15 protein-coding genes are annotated in these 15,694 nt (G+C 41.0%); 8 read left to right on the forward strand and 7 right to left on the reverse strand.

The window, feature by feature from the left end; all coding sequences use genetic code 11:
• The first annotated feature begins 161 nt into the window (after window positions 1-161).
• Window positions 162-725 (forward strand): hypothetical protein, encoded by a 564-nt coding sequence (locus tag QM738_RS22895; protein WP_462279092.1) that lies wholly within the window; start codon window positions 162-164, stop codon window positions 723-725.
• 11 nt (window positions 726-736) lie between these two features.
• A complete protein-coding gene (locus QM738_RS22900; protein ID WP_462279093.1) occupies window positions 737-1,147 on the forward strand; it encodes a hypothetical protein in 411 nt (136 codons plus the stop codon).
• A gap of 64 nt (window positions 1,148-1,211) precedes the next feature.
• On the opposite strand, the gene QM738_RS22905 is transcribed toward QM738_RS22900, so the two are convergent.
• From QM738_RS22905 to QM738_RS22925, 5 genes are all read right to left on the reverse strand, one after another.
• Window positions 1,212-3,731: a DNA gyrase/topoisomerase IV subunit A gene (locus QM738_RS22905; RefSeq protein WP_462279094.1), complete on the reverse strand. Its 2,520-nt coding sequence runs from the start codon at window positions 3,729-3,731 to the stop codon at window positions 1,212-1,214.
• A gap of 45 nt (window positions 3,732-3,776) precedes the next feature.
• Window positions 3,777-4,733 carry a hypothetical protein gene (locus tag QM738_RS22910; RefSeq protein ID WP_462279095.1) on the reverse strand — a complete coding sequence of 319 codons (957 nt, stop codon included), beginning with the start codon at window positions 4,731-4,733 and terminating at the stop codon, window positions 3,777-3,779.
• A gap of 50 nt (window positions 4,734-4,783) precedes the next feature.
• Window positions 4,784-5,599, reverse strand: coding sequence for a DUF1835 domain-containing protein (locus QM738_RS22915; RefSeq protein WP_462279096.1), 816 nt, complete (start codon window positions 5,597-5,599; stop codon window positions 4,784-4,786).
• Between the two features lie 19 nt (window positions 5,600-5,618).
• On the reverse strand, window positions 5,619-6,404 hold the full coding sequence (locus QM738_RS22920) for a class I SAM-dependent methyltransferase (protein WP_462279097.1): 786 nt from the start codon (window positions 6,402-6,404) through the stop codon (window positions 5,619-5,621).
• Window positions 6,405-6,465: 61 nt separating this feature from the next.
• Complete coding sequence (locus tag QM738_RS22925; RefSeq protein ID WP_462279098.1) at window positions 6,466-8,358, reverse strand: DNA topoisomerase IV subunit B; 1,893 nt, start codon at window positions 8,356-8,358, stop codon at window positions 6,466-6,468.
• Window positions 8,359-8,486: 128 nt separating this feature from the next.
• Between QM738_RS22925 and QM738_RS22930 the strand changes: the two genes are divergently transcribed.
• From QM738_RS22930 to QM738_RS22940, 3 genes are all read left to right on the forward strand, one after another.
• Window positions 8,487-9,272, forward strand: a complete 786-nt coding sequence (locus QM738_RS22930; protein ID WP_462279099.1) for an SDR family oxidoreductase — start codon at window positions 8,487-8,489, stop codon at window positions 9,270-9,272.
• Window positions 9,273-9,409: 137 nt separating this feature from the next.
• Window positions 9,410-9,913 carry a BON domain-containing protein gene (locus tag QM738_RS22935; protein ID WP_462279100.1) on the forward strand — a complete coding sequence of 168 codons (504 nt, stop codon included), beginning with the start codon at window positions 9,410-9,412 and terminating at the stop codon, window positions 9,911-9,913.
• 28 nt (window positions 9,914-9,941) lie between these two features.
• Window positions 9,942-10,358 carry an SH3 domain-containing protein gene (locus QM738_RS22940; RefSeq protein WP_462279101.1) on the forward strand — a complete coding sequence of 139 codons (417 nt, stop codon included), beginning with the start codon at window positions 9,942-9,944 and terminating at the stop codon, window positions 10,356-10,358.
• Between the two features lie 73 nt (window positions 10,359-10,431).
• Here QM738_RS22940 and QM738_RS22945 read toward each other — a convergent pair whose 3' ends face one another.
• Together QM738_RS22945 and QM738_RS22950 are read right to left on the reverse strand one after the other, a co-directional pair.
• Window positions 10,432-11,487 carry a formimidoylglutamase gene (locus QM738_RS22945; protein WP_462279102.1) on the reverse strand — a complete coding sequence of 352 codons (1,056 nt, stop codon included), beginning with the start codon at window positions 11,485-11,487 and terminating at the stop codon, window positions 10,432-10,434.
• Window positions 11,488-11,533: 46 nt separating this feature from the next.
• Complete coding sequence (locus tag QM738_RS22950; protein WP_462279103.1) at window positions 11,534-12,634, reverse strand: tetratricopeptide repeat protein; 1,101 nt, start codon at window positions 12,632-12,634, stop codon at window positions 11,534-11,536.
• Window positions 12,635-12,752: 118 nt separating this feature from the next.
• Here QM738_RS22950 and QM738_RS22955 point away from each other — a divergent pair, with 118 nt between their 5' ends.
• The 3 genes from QM738_RS22955 to QM738_RS22965 are packed head-to-tail and all read left to right on the forward strand — an operon-like array spanning window position 12,753 to window position 15,691.
• A complete protein-coding gene (locus tag QM738_RS22955) occupies window positions 12,753-13,751 on the forward strand; it encodes an alpha/beta hydrolase (RefSeq protein ID WP_462279104.1) in 999 nt (332 codons plus the stop codon).
• A gap of 19 nt (window positions 13,752-13,770) precedes the next feature.
• On the forward strand, window positions 13,771-14,307 hold the full coding sequence (locus QM738_RS22960; protein WP_462279105.1) for an acyltransferase: 537 nt from the start codon (window positions 13,771-13,773) through the stop codon (window positions 14,305-14,307).
• Window positions 14,261-15,691 carry a lipopolysaccharide biosynthesis protein gene (locus QM738_RS22965; protein ID WP_462279106.1) on the forward strand — a complete coding sequence of 477 codons (1,431 nt, stop codon included), beginning with the start codon at window positions 14,261-14,263 and terminating at the stop codon, window positions 15,689-15,691. Before QM738_RS22960 ends, QM738_RS22965 begins: the two co-directional genes overlap by 47 nt.
• Window positions 15,692-15,694 lie beyond the last annotated feature (3 nt).

Raw genomic sequence — 15,694 nt, forward strand, 5'->3', positions numbered from 1 at the left:
ACATTTTTTACCTATCAATTACTCTCCTCAACCATTTCAGGAGAAAAAACGTATCAAACTCCGTCTTTTCACTATGGCACCAATTTTTGCATTTTATAATTTTACTTATTCGATTTTTTAAAATTCTTTGACGGATAGAAAACAAACAGAAATCATTCAAAATGCAAAAGAAAGCTATTTCGGTAATAGTTCTATTTTTTTGGATAATCCTCTCTTTTTATTTTGGTACATGTTCGTTAATCAGCATTAAAGAAATTGACGATTATAACACTTCAAGAAAAGTTGAGGCAATTAGTGCCAATATAGATTCAGTAGCAGTTGTATATGATGGAATTCCTTTCAAAAATAAAACAGAAATGAAACACTTTGTAGAAGATGAAAAATATGCTTATGTTTCAAAATTATTTGATTGGTCCTCAAAAATTCCAGATTTTTTAATCCTCCTGATTGGCACTTGTTCTTTTGGATTACTTGGCTCCTTAACGAAAATTATATATGATCATGTATTTGGCATTACTTTGATACAGAATAGTAAATACTTTGCATTTCCATTATTAGGTTTTCTATCAGGATTTATAAGCATAGGAATATCTTATCTTCTTCCCAATATTTTTCTTGAGTCAAAATCAATGACTAACCCTGTTGGACTAATTTTATTCTCTCTATTTTTTGGCTTTTTCACAAAAGAATTTTTAGAAAAAATACACTCTAAAATTGTCAAATAAATATCATTAAAATGAAAGTACTTTTTACATTCCTCCTAGTTGCTTCAATTTGTAGTGTTAGTGAAGAAACTATTACAAAAAAATCCGACATCCGGATTCCTTTCGAAATGAAAGAAAAAATCAATAATATAACGATTGAAAATTTTGAAACTTTCTCTGCTACTGGAAATGCGATACAGGAATACAAACATATAGCTGCTAAATATTTCTATTCCGTTGATTACAGCGATGGCTTTATTATAGGTAAAATAAAAGTTTCAAGGCAGGATAATGGAGAAACTATCATCAATTTCGACGTCAAACTCCCTTTTCAATATTGTTGCAGTCACAACCCAATGCACTGTTCAAAGACAAAAGAAGAAATAAAAGATAATCAAAAAAAATTTCAATGTACAGGTTGGCATAGGGCAGATACAAAATAATTTTCGTCCAGAGCGTCTTAAAAAAAAGCTTACATAAAATATATGTAAGCTTTTTTTGTTGTCTTTATTCAAACAGTTCTGGCTGTCCGCCATCCTTATCACCCTGTGGCTTTTCCCATTCCATTTCCACGCTTTTGGAATATTCGGTCAGCTTGGCGCCCACCGCTTTCCAGCCCATCACTTCCACCAGTTTTACCACTTTGAATTTGGCTTTCCGTACCATCTGGCCACGGCCGCTTTGTACGGTCAATATAGGTTCAGCTGCTGTGCTCACCATTTCCACCCGGTTGTCTTTTCCTTCTTTAATGAAGAAGAATTTACTGTGCAGCGTGGTGGTCTCTATTTTAAACCGTTTGATATTGTACTGCAGTTTTTCATTATCCAGGTACACCGCAGTAACGATTTTTTCCGGATTGAATTTTTCTATCAGCAATACTTTTTCTGCATCAATACGCTGCGTCAATTCCTGGTCGGTTATTTCGTAATTACCATCGTTGTACACCACCAGTATCCGGTCTTCCGCATCAAATTTGCCCAGGTACTCCCCTTTCTCTTCTGTATTCAACCTGCCGAATTTATTATCGAACCACAGTTTTTTCGCATCCAGGGTCGATTTACCCGCTTCTTTGAATTTGACAGATTTTACCGGGTACTTGGTAACAATATTTCCAATACTAGTTCTGCCCTTGATCTCCTGCTCTTCAAAATAAAAATCAAATTCCTTTATCCTGGCGCTGCAATTAGGACTCAATACCACTTTCACCACTTCTGCCTCACCATTGGCATTGGCCGTAAAATAATGTACCCTGCTTTTTTCTGCACCTTTGGTAAGATCGTATTCCTTATCACGTGTAACGCCGGACACATTAAAACGTTTGGCAAAGGTCGTTCCTGTTTTTCCATCTACATAGATCATATTGTATGTAGTGCGTTCATCATTTTTCTGGAACACGGCCACATGCAATATATCCTTACCGATAAATACTTTATCAGATACTTTCACCACTTTCATCACACCACCTTTAGTAAAGGCGATGATATCATCCAGGTCGCTCACTTCCGCCACCAGTTCATCTTTCTTTAATCCCGAACCGATAAAACCATCCGCACGGTTCACGTACAGCTTTGTATTGGCAATAGCCACATGCTTTACCTGTATAGTGTCAAATTCCTTGATCTCTGTTTTGCGTTCTCTGCCCTTGCCATATTTCTTCAGCAGGTTCTCATAATAAGCTACCGCAAAATCTGTAAGGTTGGCAATATCATGTTTTACCTGTTTGATATCGGCTTCCAGCCCTTTTATCTGCGCATTCAGTTCGTCAATATCCAGGCGGTAGATACGGCGTACAGGCTTTTCCGTTAGTTTCACAATATCTTCCCGGGTGATCTCCCTTTTCAATTGCTTTTTGAAAGGCTCAAACGCTTTATCGATGGCCGCTAATACTTTATCCCAGGTTTCGTGTTTCTTTTCTAATTCCTTGTAGATCTTTTCTTCAAAGAATATCTTTTCCAGTGAAGTATAATGCCATTTTTCCTGCAGTTCGGCCAGTTTTATCTGCAGCTCCCGCAGCAACAGGTCTTTGGTATTGTCTGTGGCTATCTGCAATAATTCCTTTACACCCAAAAACTGTGGCTTATCTTTTACTATCACACAGGCATTGGGACTGATGCTTACCTCGCAATCCGTAAAAGCATACAGGGCATCAATAGTTATATCCGGCGAAATACCCGCTGCCAGTTCAATAATGATCTCCACATCAGCGGCCGTATGGTCCGTCACTTTTTTGATCTTTATCTTACCACTGTCATTCGCCTTTACTATACTTTCCATCAATTGCGTGGTGGTAACGCCAAAGGGTACACTCTTTATCACCAGCGTTTTTTTATCCTGCTCCTCAATGATCGCCCTTACCCTCACCTTTCCGCCACGTTTACCATCTGTGTAATTGGTCGCATCCATGGCGCCGCCTGTCTGAAAATCGGGCAGTATCTCAAAACGTTTGCCTCTTAAATATTTGATCGATGCTTCTATCAGTTCGCAAAAGTTGTGCGGCAATATTTTGGTAGCAAGCCCCACAGCAATACCTTCCGCACCTTGCGCCAGCAACAATGGAAATTTCATCGGCAATGTTACCGGCTCATTTTTACGGCCATCATAACTCAATGCCCATTCCGTGGTTTTTGCATTAAAAGCCACATCCAGTGCAAACTTGCTCAGTCTTGCTTCAATATAACGGGCGGCAGCAGCTTCATCACCGGTTCTTACGTCGCCCCAGTTTCCCTGTGTTTCTACCAACAGGTCTTTTTGCCCCATGTTCACCAATGCATCACCAATACTGGCATCGCCATGCGGATGGTACTGCATACTTTGCCCGATGATATTGGCCACTTTATTAAAACGGCCGTCATCCATTTCTTTCATGGAATGCAAAATGCGGCGCTGTACCGGCTTTAAACCATCTTCAATGGCAGGCACCGCCCTTTCCAGTATCACATAACTGGCATAATCCAAAAACCAGGTTTTGTACTGGCCTCCAATGCCACTGTCGGTGTGAATGTAATCTTCTTTATTTGCCTTCGCCATGTTTATCTAAATATTATTAAACTATTAAAAACTATCTTATAAAATCTATACCAAATATGCTTCGTGTCCCGCAATTGTACTAGTGTCATCTACACTTATTTCAAACTCAATTTCTTTTGAATGAACAAAAGCAAAAATCTTTTCAACAAATGCATTATCCTTAAGAAATATACAATCATCTAAATTCAAAGTATCTAATTTAAATTCTTTGTTAATTCTTGAGTTATCAATTATAATTCTTCCTTTGAAATCTCCGCTTAATACATCCAATATATCAACCACGCTTTTATTTGCAATCTTCAAACTTTCTTCAATACATGAATTACGCAAATGCAACAATCCAATTTTGTTCTCTATAAAATCCAAACTCTTTATTTCTGAATTGAATGAGTAAAAAATATCGAACTTGTTGTGTAAAGAAATAATTTTGTCGAGCACTTTACTACCTTCTATTTCGAACTCTTTAATTTGTGAATCCTCTATTGAAAAAGAATTTATTTGTCCACCTTTACTAAAAAGAAAATCTTCACTAGTCAGGCTTTTGAACCTGATACTATCAATTTTAATGTCATGAATAAAAAGCATCCATTGGATAGCTGTTGCTTGTAATTCGAGTTGCGATAACTGTGATTGATATTTTATTTCGAGCTGCTCAATACTGCAATGATTAAAACAAATACTATCACTAAAATTTGATTTATGAATAGAAAAACTTTTTTTTACTGTGACAGAATCAAATATAACCTTACCCGAAAAATCACAATTTTCAATATGAAGGTTTTCGAATTGACAGTTTTTTAAAATAATGTTATCGCAAAACTGTAATTTTTCCAATACCGCAATAGATAAAAAACTAGCCCCATCAACCACATCGTAAGCAATTCCATTATATTCCTCTTTCTTCAGAGAAAAAAACTTGTCGTCTAAATTATCAATTTGAGCCGTAGTCAGTAAACGGCAAATTTGATATCCATCAACTAAAGTACGAGCATCGTTGCCCATTGATACATTTTAATTTAAAATTTTATTGAAATACCAAACTCATTGTTATTTTACTGTACAGCCTTACTCTTCACTTCAAAGTCTTTCATATTCGCGACCTTCCCTTGTACATCAAACATTTCCTGTGCTATCATTGTTTTTAAGCGCCATAATAAATAAGCATCACCTGTAGTATGTTTTGCCTTGCTTAAAAAATGGTGAATGATCTTAGCAGCTTTCTGCCAGTCACCGGTAATTTGCTTTTTTAATTCTGCATCATAAAAATCATAGTCCGCCTGCGTTAGTTTTTTACCGCCTTCCAGTAAACGCACGCCTTTATTCTCATTACAGATCTTCGTCCATTCATCCGGGTCCACTTCAAACTTGCTTAAAGTAATTTCCCGGGCCAGTTTCTTGGCTTTTAAAAATTCCTTCGCCGGTATTTCGCTTATCCAACTGGGATAAAATATATGTCCCTTCTCATTGATGAAAGGCAGATTGTTCAGGTACAATATGAACACCCTGCCCTGGAACTCCTGCATGTATTTCAGCAGCCAGTAATAACCGCTTACATCATGTTTATTCTGTGCCGCCCATATCCATATCACTTCTTCTTCATTACGGCGCATGGCACCCACCAGTTCGGCTGCCGTTTTATAATCGTCCACTTCACCACTATCCACTTTATCATCATAATCACCGCCTGCCAGTACATCCCGCCACCATTGCCTGCGTTCTTCAATGCCTTCTCCCACATAAATATTATTCAAAGGACCTACAGCATAATCATCTTTTATCTGTACAATTTCACCCTGCAAACTTTCGTCCAGTTCAATTGCCTGTTGCAATACCGCTACATCCGGCTCGTTAAAAACTATATGTATCATTCTTGTTGTTGTTAAAATTTTATGCTCCTGTAATTAGGTAATAAACACAGGTGGTAAAATAATTCCTGATATACCGTATCTTGCTCACCAGTTTGTTCTGCACTTTAGGTTTCCAGCCAAATTTATATTCGTAGATCGGGTTGATGAGGTAATGTGTTTTGTTCACTACCTTATAGCCAGTTTGACCCACGATCTTTTCAAAACGTTCAATCGATATCCGCGTTTCTTTTATCTCCGTCATCTCCGGCACATTTTCCTTAGCCATCTTCAGCATCAGTTCATACAGTCCAAAAGGTAACAGGTGATAATACGGCAGCTTACTTAAAAAACGGCTGCGCAATATCTGCTGGTGCCCGCCAAAAGGCATTTGCCAGGGCGGAAAGCCAAAAAATATCACACCACCTTCATTCAAAAAACTTTTCATCCAGCTGATCAGTTTGGGCTGATCGTGGATATGCTCGATCACATCTTTTAAAATAATGATGTCGAATTTCCCTTTGAGTTCTTCCTCCACATTCACTTTATAAATATCTTTCGACAGGAAGAATATTTTATTTGCAGCCATTTCTTCCCGCATCCATTCCCTTGCATTCACCAGCCGGCTTTCATCCAGCTCCACACCTACTCCCGTGCAGCCTCTATCAATAAATGCTTTTAAAACCCCGGCTTCGCCACATCCTATTTCCATCACCCTGTAACCTGGCTGTAATGGTTTATATTGCTCGATAAAAGGAATTACATATTTGTTGGTGTTTTCCACCTGTATCTCAAAATATCTCTTCCTGTCTCCGTGAAATTCGAACAATGTTGTTTAATTAATAATTAGTAATTAAGAATGAATAATTCACTTTGGCTTCGATGAATTACTAATTCTTCTCTTCTACAAGATCCAGTTCTATCTGAAGGTTATCAATAATAAATTCCTGCCTTGATGGTGTATTCTTACCCATATAGTATTCCAGTAATTGCTGTATATGTGTTTCAGGCAACAGCATTACCGGTTGCAGGCGCATATCGTTACCAATGAATTTTGCAAACTCGTCCGGGCTGATCTCTCCTAATCCTTTAAAGCGGGTGATCTCCGGCTTGTTGCCCAGTTTTTTTATGGCCGCCTGCTTCTCACTTTCATCGTAGCAATAAATAGTCTCCTGTTTATTTCTTACGCGGAACAAGGGTGTTTCTAAAATATACACATGCCCGTTCTTCACCAGGTCGGGAAAGAACTGCAGGAAGAACGTCATTAATAATAAACGGATGTGCATACCATCCACATCAGCATCGGTAGCAAACACGATATTATTAAAACGCAGGTTCTCGTACCCTTCCTCTATATTCAACGCATGCTGCAGTAAATTGAACTCCTCATTTTCGTACACCACTTTTTTAGTAAGGCCAAAACAGTTGAGTGGCTTACCCCTTAAGCTGAACACCGCCTGTGTATCCACGCTTCTTGCCTTAGTGATACTACCGCTTGCACTATCACCCTCGGTAATAAAAATGGTGCTTTCTTTCTGCTTTTCTAAAATACTATCCTTGTCCTTACCCGTTGCTTCGTCGTTGTAATGGAATTTGCAATCCCTTAATTTCTTATTATGAAGATTCGCCTTTTTCGCTCTTTCATTGGCCAGTTTGCGAATGCCCGATAATTCTTTCCGCTCCCTTTCATTTTGCTCAATGCGTTTCTTTAAAGCATCTGCGGTAGCGGGATTGCGATGCAGGAAATTATCCAGTTCCCTGGTGAGAAAATCGCCTACAAAATTCCGCATGGTAGGGCCACCTTCATACACATTCAGCGAACCCAGTTTTGTTTTGGTCTGGCTTTCAAATACCGGTTCCTGTACCCTTACGCTGATAGCTGCACAAATACTGCCGCGTATATCAGCCGCATCATAATCTTTTTTATAGAACTCCCGGATCGTCTTGATATATCCTTCCCTGAAAGCAGCCAGGTGTGTACCACCCTGTGTAGTAAATTGCCCGTTCACAAAACTGTAATACTCTTCTCCATAAGTACCCTCGTGGGTAATGGCCACTTCAATATCCTCCCCCTTTAAATGAATGATCGGGTAACGGATCTCATCTGCATTGGTCTTGCGTTGCAGCAGGTCCAGCAAACCGTTCTTACTAACAAAGCGTTTGCCGTTCAGGTTCATTACCAGGCCCGCATTCAGGTAGCAGTAATTCCAGAACTGGTTATCTAGGTATTCCTGTACAAAATGAAAATTTTTGAAAATACTTTCATCAGGAGTAAAGGTCACAAAAGTGCCGTTCTCTTCTTTCGTGGCAACTTCTTTATGTTCTTTTATCAGGGTGCCCCTTTCAAACTCTGCGGTCTTTTCCTTGCCATCACGGTAAGCAGTTACTTTAAAATAATTACTCAGCGCATTCACCGCCTTGGTACCCACACCGTTCAGCCCCACACTTTTTTGAAAGGCCTTGCTGTCGTATTTAGCACCGGTATTGATCTTGCTCACCACATCCACCAGTTTACCCAGGGGGATACCGCGACCATAATCCCTTACCGTAATGTTTTTGCCATCAATATTCACGTCCACATGTTTACCATAGCCCATGGTATGTTCATCGATACAGTTATCCACCACTTCTTTCAGCAGAACATACACCCCATCATCGGGGCTGCTGCCGTCGCCCAGTTTACCAATATACATACCCGGGCGCAGGCGGATATGCTCTTTCCAGTCCAAACTTTTAATGGAATCCTCGGTATAATCAAACAGGTTTTTTTCTTTTTCTGCCATTAATTAAATGTTATTTCAGCCTGCGAATATAGCGGAATGAAGGCATTTTAAAGGGCATAGAATTATCCACATGCAATAAATAAATGTGAGAAAAAATAAAATTAACTTGCCACACTAAAACAGGCAATATGAATCTTGATCTGACCGGAAAAACAGCCCTGGTTTGTGGCAGCACACAGGGTTTGGGCTATGCAAGTGCCCGCGAACTGGCCCTGATGGGCTGCAATGTAATATTAATGGCAAGGAACCGGCAAAAGCTGGAGGAGGCGGTACGTTCCATGCCTGCAACAGGGGAGCAACAACACGGCTACCTGGTGGCCAATTTTGAAGATACCGACATGGTTAAAAGCGTGATAGACGATTTTGCAAAACAACACACCGCTACCATACTGGTGAACAATACCGGTGGCCCTGCGGGAGGGCCGGCCCTTACCGCCACCGCGGCCCAGTTCCTGCAGGCTTTTAATAATCATTTGATCAACAATCACCATCTTGCACAGGCATTGGTGCCTGGCATGAAGACCGCCGGGTTCGGCCGCATCATCAATATCATTTCCACCTCCGTTAAAATACCATTGGCGGGTCTTGGGGTAAGCAATACCACCCGGGGCGCTGTGGCCAGTTGGGCCAAAACGCTGGCCAACGAACTGGGCCCCTTTGGCATTACAGTAAATAATGTATTGCCCGGCTTTACCAAAACCAGCCGTGCCGATTATGTGATCACCAAAAAAGCCACCGACACCGGAAAGACCGAAGAACAGGTTTTGGCCGAACTGGTGGCCGAAATTCCTGCCGGAAGGATCGGTCAGCCCGAAGAATTTGGCGCTGCTGTAGCCTTTTTATGCTCCCCCGCAGCGGCCTATATCAACGGGATTAATCTACCGGTTGATGGAGGAAGGCTGGGTTGTTTATAATTTTTTTTTGACGATGCAACCGCTTGGGCAAAAAGTAAGTCTGTTGAACCGTAAGAAAATGTTTACATTAAGTTCATAAGTAACCATTAATTTTCATTTTCTTCGAACCATTATTAAAAACAATAAATTTCATTACAATGAAACTGACTAAAGTTTTAACGGCAGCCATTGTTGTTGCCACCTTATCTATTGCTAGCTGTAAGCCCAAAGATGCAGACATTAAAGCAAAAATTGAAGAAGCTATTAAAGCAGACCCCATGATGTCAGGCGCCATGGTAGACGTTAAAGATGGCGTTGCAACCATTAGCGGCGAAGTAAAAGACACTGCCTGCAAATCATTATGCGAAAAAACAGTTGCGGGCATCAAAGGTGTCGACAAAGTGGTGAACAACTGTACTGTTGCTCCTCCACCGCCACCACCCACTCCCGAACCTGCTTCAGTAACCACGGTGCTGGATGCAGCTACTCAGCAAAAAGTAAAAGATGGTTTAAAAGATATTAAAGGTGTAACAGTAACTTTTGAAGGCGAAAAAGCTGTATTGAGCGGCGAAGTGACCAAAGCAGACAGGATGAAGATCATGCAGATGCTGGCCAGCGCAAAAGTAAAATCCGATGTTACCAAACTGGCGGACAAAAAATAATTCAATCACTAATTAAACTTTAAACAAAATGGCATTACAGGATAAATATGCTGAACTGATACAGGCAGCAAATGCAGCAGGGGTTGAAAACCTGTCTACTGCAGAAAAAGATGGTGTATTACATATCAGCGGCACTGCAAAATCAACCGCAGATTATGATGCATTGTGGGCTTTGTACGATAAAATAGACCCCAATATGGCCAGCGGCGACCTGATGATGAATATTGACATCAAAGCGGATGCAGGCGCTCAATTAAAAGTAACCACCGACAGCACCAATTTAAATATCAGGAGCACACCCAGCACCGACGGCGCTATTGTTGGCAAAGCTGCCCACAACGAAGTAGTTACTTTAGTGGAAAAAACAGATGATAGCTGGTGGAAAATAAAAACTGCCGATGGCGAAGAAGGTTATGCTTATGCACAATACCTTTCTCCAATGTAATTTTTATAAAACAGCATAATAAAGATCCCCTGTCAATTGGCAGGGGATCTTTTATTATTGATCGAACAAAAAATTATTGATCCTGTGTATGTGCTTTAATAAAATCACTTACCAGGTAACTGATCAGCTTACCCGTGCTGTCATCCTTTTTACCATCCGCCAGTTGTACAGCGCCTTCGCAGATATGCAGGTAAGCCACCTTGGCATCAGTAGCTGCAAAATTAAGGTATTGCCTTGCCTGCAGCACGCTTACACCACTGGGCGTGGAAGCGCTGCTCAAAACATTTTCAATACAATCGAGGTCCAGTTCCACACCGGTATAACTATCTTCGGTAAACCCGGTGGCATGCGCCACTGCCTGTATAAAATTCTTGCGTTCGTGCACAAACACTTCTTCAAAAGTGATATAATCAATAAAGGGATTGTTGTGTATATCCATTAATACACTTTGCGGAATATTATTTTCATGCACCCCGATAATGCAGTATTTGCCCAGGTAACCATCTTCTTCAGCGTAGCGGAAACCATTACCGCTGTGCCTTCCCTCAGCTGGCCCGTAATCGGTATGTGCATCCAGGTTCACGCAATTGATCTGCGCCAGCGGTATCGCTCCTGCTTTGGCAAGCCCCTTTGCAACACCTTTTATGATCGGGTAGGCATTATTATGGCCACCTCCTATCACAATGGGTATCTTACCGCTCGCAGCTATCACCTTCAGCATATTCTCCACTTCTTCATCAATAATATTCACCGCATGCCGGTAAGCTTCCACCAGCTCTTCAGGATTATACGCATAGCTGTCGATCAAAAATTTTATATCGCCAAAATCAAAATGCCCCAGTAGTAAAATATTCTCTCCCGGCAAAAAATCATTGCTCTTGTTATTTAAAAAAGAAGACAGGAAAGGAAGCCAGGCGGTGGCTGTTCCACCAATACCATAATTGGCTTTAACACCAATATCTTCCGGTATGCCCAGCAGCACATATTTTGCTGTGGATTGCTGCAATACTTCCGGCCATTCACCATCGGCTTTTAAATGTACCAGCCTTTCGCCGATCTTTGTTTCAAAGCGGCGCACTTTGGTCAACGAAAGAATATCTTCTTTGCTGTAAAACTTAAAATGCTTCATCAATAAAAATTAACAATAGGTTACACAATCGTTTACCCGTTACCGTTTACTCATAATATTTCACCACGGTATCCAGTTCTTCCTGTTTGAACTTTGGTTTTTTACGGTATATAGCTATCAGCGAATCAGCTTGCTGTTTATTGCCGCTCTTAAGGTCCTGCACAATATATTCAATATACCCTTTCTGAAAATCAGGCATATTGGTCACCAGCCGTTTCAGGCAGGCCATGCTTTTTTCTTTATCTTCCAGCAGGTCGTAAGATAAATAACGGTGATAATCCAGCAGCGGATCTTTATTGATCTGCGAATCCAGTGCATTCACCGCCGCCAGCATTTTTACATAATCCTTCTGCATAAAATACCCGTCTATCATCAGCAGCGACATATTCGGTTCGTTGGGATATTTTTCCCGGAATTCTGCCAGGGCAGCGCTGTACTCATCTGTTGAAAGATCTTCACAGATCAATACATTGATCAGCATCACCGATTTGGAAGCCTTGATATACGCAGGTAGCTTGTCGTACTTTTCCTTTGCTTCCCTGTTCTGCCCCCTTTGCATCAGTTCTTTCACCTTTTTTAATTCATTCAGGTCGGCCAGTTTATCATCTTCCGAAATATTTTTACCACCCGATACCTTTCCGTAAAGGCTGTTGAAAATATTCATCATGGTCTCAGAAAGATTTTCGCCGGACACATATATGTACGCATCAGCCAGCCTGCACTTGCCGCCCGTTTTTACCAGTTCATAATCATGGTAATTAAGGCTGCCGTCTTTATTGGTGTACAGCCGGAAAACGATATGCCCCCTGCCCGCTTTTTCGTAATATTTGATGAACTGGAAATTATCCTGGTCGCTTAGTGCGGCCACCAGTTGGCTGCCCAAAGCGATCGGTTTTGAAATGATCCCTTTCGCAAATCCATTGCCCTCTTCTGTATTGGGAAGGTCCATTTTTTTTACAAATTCTTTTTTGTCAAAAGCATTGTCTAAAAGATCTCCATTGCCCTGTTTAATGGAATTTTCAATTTCTTTGGCAAAAGCAATCGCTTCCTCTTTTGTTACGGGCTGTACCGGGTTACTGCAGGCGATCAGTATCAAACAACAGCATATAACAGCAACAATATATTTCTTTGCTCCGGTGCAGATCATAGAAGGTGGTTTATTATACAAGATAGCGAAATATATTTCCTTTGCCCAAAGCTTTTCTGCCCCGCCACAGTTTCTTTTTCAGCAAAACAAAGAAAAAATGTAGCTTCATAAAAAAAACATGCGCTGGTTAAAAATATTACTGTACATACTTGGCAGTTTGATCATTGTGTACCTTTTTGGCCCGAGGCCTGCTACGCCTGAGTATGCAGTTAAAATGCCTGAAGTGCCCGCCGCAGCCGCACTGGATAAATATGTTGCCGATCACGAAGCGCTGCATAAATTAAGACCGAATAATGAAGCCAGGATCGTTTGGGCCAACGACAGCATCAAACAAAAAACCCCTTACGCCATTGTATACCTGCATGGTTTTTCTGCTTCGCAGGAAGAAGGAGACCCGGTGCACCGCAATATTGCAAAACAGTTTGGTTGCAACCTGTACCTTTCCCGCCTGGCAGAACATGGCATTGATACCACGGAACAATTACTCAACCTTACAGCAGATAATTACTGGGAAAGCGCCAAGGAAGCACTGGCCATTGGTAAACAACTGGGCGAAAAAGTGATACTGATGGGTACCAGCACCGGCGGCACACAGGCCCTGCAACTGGCTGCCGCGTATCCCAACGATATTGCAGCGCTTATTTTATATTCCCCAAATATTGCCATTAACGATCCCAATGCATGGATACTGAATAATCATTGGGGTTTACAAATTGCAAGACTGGTAAAAGGCGGTAAGTACAATGACCCTGCCGATGACCGCCCCATTTACAAACAATACTGGAACAAACCTTACCGGTTAGAAGCAGCTGTTGCGTTGGAAGAAATGCTGGAAACCGCGATGAATAAAGAAACCTACAGTAAGATAAAACAACCGGTACTGATGCTGTATTATTATAAAGATGAAGCACACCAGGATAAAGTGGTAAAAGTAAGTGCTATGAAAGAGATGTTTGCAGAGCTGGCAACAGATTCTTCCCATAAGATCGCCATGGCACTCCCCAATACAGGCGATCATGTAATTGCATCACCGATAAAATCCGGCGATGTAAAAAGCGTACAGGAAGAAACCGCTCATTTTTTGAAAGAAATAGTTAAACTGCCTGTAAAGGAATAATTTTATTGCCCGATCAGTTATGAAGCAACTCATTAAAAAGATATTTGGCTTAAGAAAAGAGATGGGCATTAATTTTTATGTAGCCGATTTTTTTCACCGCAGGTTACTAAGGCAAAATGCAGATACACCCTGGGCCGTACACTATACAAGTACCATCATCAGCCCTAAAAACATCACACGTGGTAAAAATGTTTTTCCGGGAGATTCGCCCGGCAATTTTATTGAAGCCACCAATGGTATTATTATAGGAGATTATACCAATATTGGTCCCAATGCAGGCATATTATCTGCCAATCATAATTTAATAGATAATTCAAAACACGATGCTGCGCCGCCCATACGCATTGGCAAATTTTGCTGGATAGGTATGAATGCTGTGATACTGCCCGGTGTGGAACTGGGCGATTTTACCATAGTAGGTGCAGGCGCAGTAGTAAGCAAAAGTTTTCCCGAAGGCTATTGTGTGCTGGGCGGAACACCTGCACAAATCATAAACCGACTTGATAAAGATGCCTGCGAGCAATTCAGAAACACCAAATACGCCGGCCAGGTTTAACCTTACAGGTTTTGCCGAAAGATCCTTCCTGCTTATTTGCAGCAGCTTATTGCGCCTGGCAGTGCAGCTTGCCATCCTTTTTATTTTTTCCAGGAAATTACCGGTTGCCGATTATGGTTTGTATCAATCGGTATGGCTGTATAGCAACGTAATAAGCGTAATAGCGGTTTTTGGTTTACCTTCTCTTATATTGTCAGTAACTATTACGGATATACGCAAATGGATCGCTGCAAATAAAAAAACCTTTGCATTTGCGGCCATCAGCTTGCATCTTTTACCCATACTATATATCCTGCTGTTTGCAGAAAAATATGATCCCGTAACCAAATTACTGCTGCTGGCATTAGTGCTTGTGCAGAATATTTCTATCCTTACAGAAGCGCTTGCAATAAAAAATAAAAAAGAGAAAAAAGTATTAATATCCAATATCGTATTTTCCCTGGGATACTTGGCTGTTCACTTATATGCAATCTATATTTCCTGGTCATTGCCATTTATTCTTGCAGGTATTATTGTGATGCACATTGTGAAAACACTTTTCCTGTGGCCATCCAAAAATTCCCTTCAAAGCAACACAGCGGCAGTTGCCTCTGCCAGCACCGGTAAGCAATGGTTGTACCTAGGCATCAATGATACGGCAGGCGTGCTTTTTAAATGGATCGATAAATGGCTTATCCTTTCCTTTCTGCCGCTCACCCAGTTTGCCCTGTATACAAATGGCTCTTACGAAATACCGGTCTTTGGATTGATGCTTTCAGCCGTCGGCAATATAATGCTGGTGGATCTTTCAGAAAAAGAGGGCGGCATAGCACAGCATATACAACAGGCATTTAAAAGATCCTCTACCCTGCTGGCATCGGTGGTCTTTCCTGCTTTTTGCTTTTTATTTTTTTACAGCAATACCTTCTTTACTTTTTTATTCAGTGACAAATATGCAACCGCCATCCCCATATTTGTAATTAGCATTTTTGTACTGCCGGTACGCATCACCAGCTTTACAGCAGTACTGCAGGCTTACCATAGTAACGATATTATTGTAAAAGGTGCTGTGCTGGATCTTTTGCTGGCCGCAGTTTTCATGGCAATACTATATCCCATATTCAAACTCAACGGGCTGGCGGCGGCATTTGTTTTATCAACCTATATACAGGCGGCTTATTATTTGTGGCAGACAGGTAAACTGGTCGATCAAAAAATAACACAGTTTTTTCCCTTCCGACAATTGATTTATATGATGCTGATCGCTGTACTGGTAATGAGTGCATCCTTTTACCTGCCCGGTCTGCTATCTTACTCCGCAAATATGTTTGCTGGTGCAGCAATATGCCTGCTGCTGATACTTGCACAGCTATACTATCAGTATAAAAAGATCAAAAAAGATTGATCC

Origin of the sequence: Ferruginibacter sp. (assembly GCF_049840995.1) — a bacterium.
Taxonomy (GTDB): domain Bacteria; phylum Bacteroidota; class Bacteroidia; order Chitinophagales; family Chitinophagaceae; genus Ferruginibacter.

Coding starts and splice junctions, on each gene's coding strand:
- QM738_RS22895 (WP_462279092.1), top strand. CDS start 162: ATGCAAAAGAAAGCTATTTCGGTAATAGTTCTATTTTTTTGGATAATC.
- QM738_RS22900 (WP_462279093.1), top strand. CDS start 737: ATGAAAGTACTTTTTACATTCCTCCTAGTTGCTTCAATTTGTAGTGTT.
- QM738_RS22905 (WP_462279094.1), bottom strand. CDS start 3,731: ATGGCGAAGGCAAATAAAGAAGATTACATTCACACCGACAGTGGCATT.
- QM738_RS22910 (WP_462279095.1), bottom strand. CDS start 4,733: ATGGGCAACGATGCTCGTACTTTAGTTGATGGATATCAAATTTGCCGT.
- QM738_RS22915 (WP_462279096.1), bottom strand. CDS start 5,599: ATGATACATATAGTTTTTAACGAGCCGGATGTAGCGGTATTGCAACAG.
- QM738_RS22925 (WP_462279098.1), bottom strand. CDS start 8,358: ATGGCAGAAAAAGAAAAAAACCTGTTTGATTATACCGAGGATTCCATT.
- QM738_RS22930 (WP_462279099.1), top strand. CDS start 8,487: ATGAATCTTGATCTGACCGGAAAAACAGCCCTGGTTTGTGGCAGCACA.
- QM738_RS22935 (WP_462279100.1), top strand. CDS start 9,410: ATGAAACTGACTAAAGTTTTAACGGCAGCCATTGTTGTTGCCACCTTA.
- QM738_RS22940 (WP_462279101.1), top strand. CDS start 9,942: ATGGCATTACAGGATAAATATGCTGAACTGATACAGGCAGCAAATGCA.
- QM738_RS22945 (WP_462279102.1), bottom strand. CDS start 11,487: ATGAAGCATTTTAAGTTTTACAGCAAAGAAGATATTCTTTCGTTGACC.
- QM738_RS22950 (WP_462279103.1), bottom strand. CDS start 12,634: ATGATCTGCACCGGAGCAAAGAAATATATTGTTGCTGTTATATGCTGT.
- QM738_RS22955 (WP_462279104.1), top strand. CDS start 12,753: ATGCGCTGGTTAAAAATATTACTGTACATACTTGGCAGTTTGATCATT.
- QM738_RS22960 (WP_462279105.1), top strand. CDS start 13,771: ATGAAGCAACTCATTAAAAAGATATTTGGCTTAAGAAAAGAGATGGGC.
- QM738_RS22965 (WP_462279106.1), top strand. CDS start 14,261: ATGCCTGCGAGCAATTCAGAAACACCAAATACGCCGGCCAGGTTTAAC.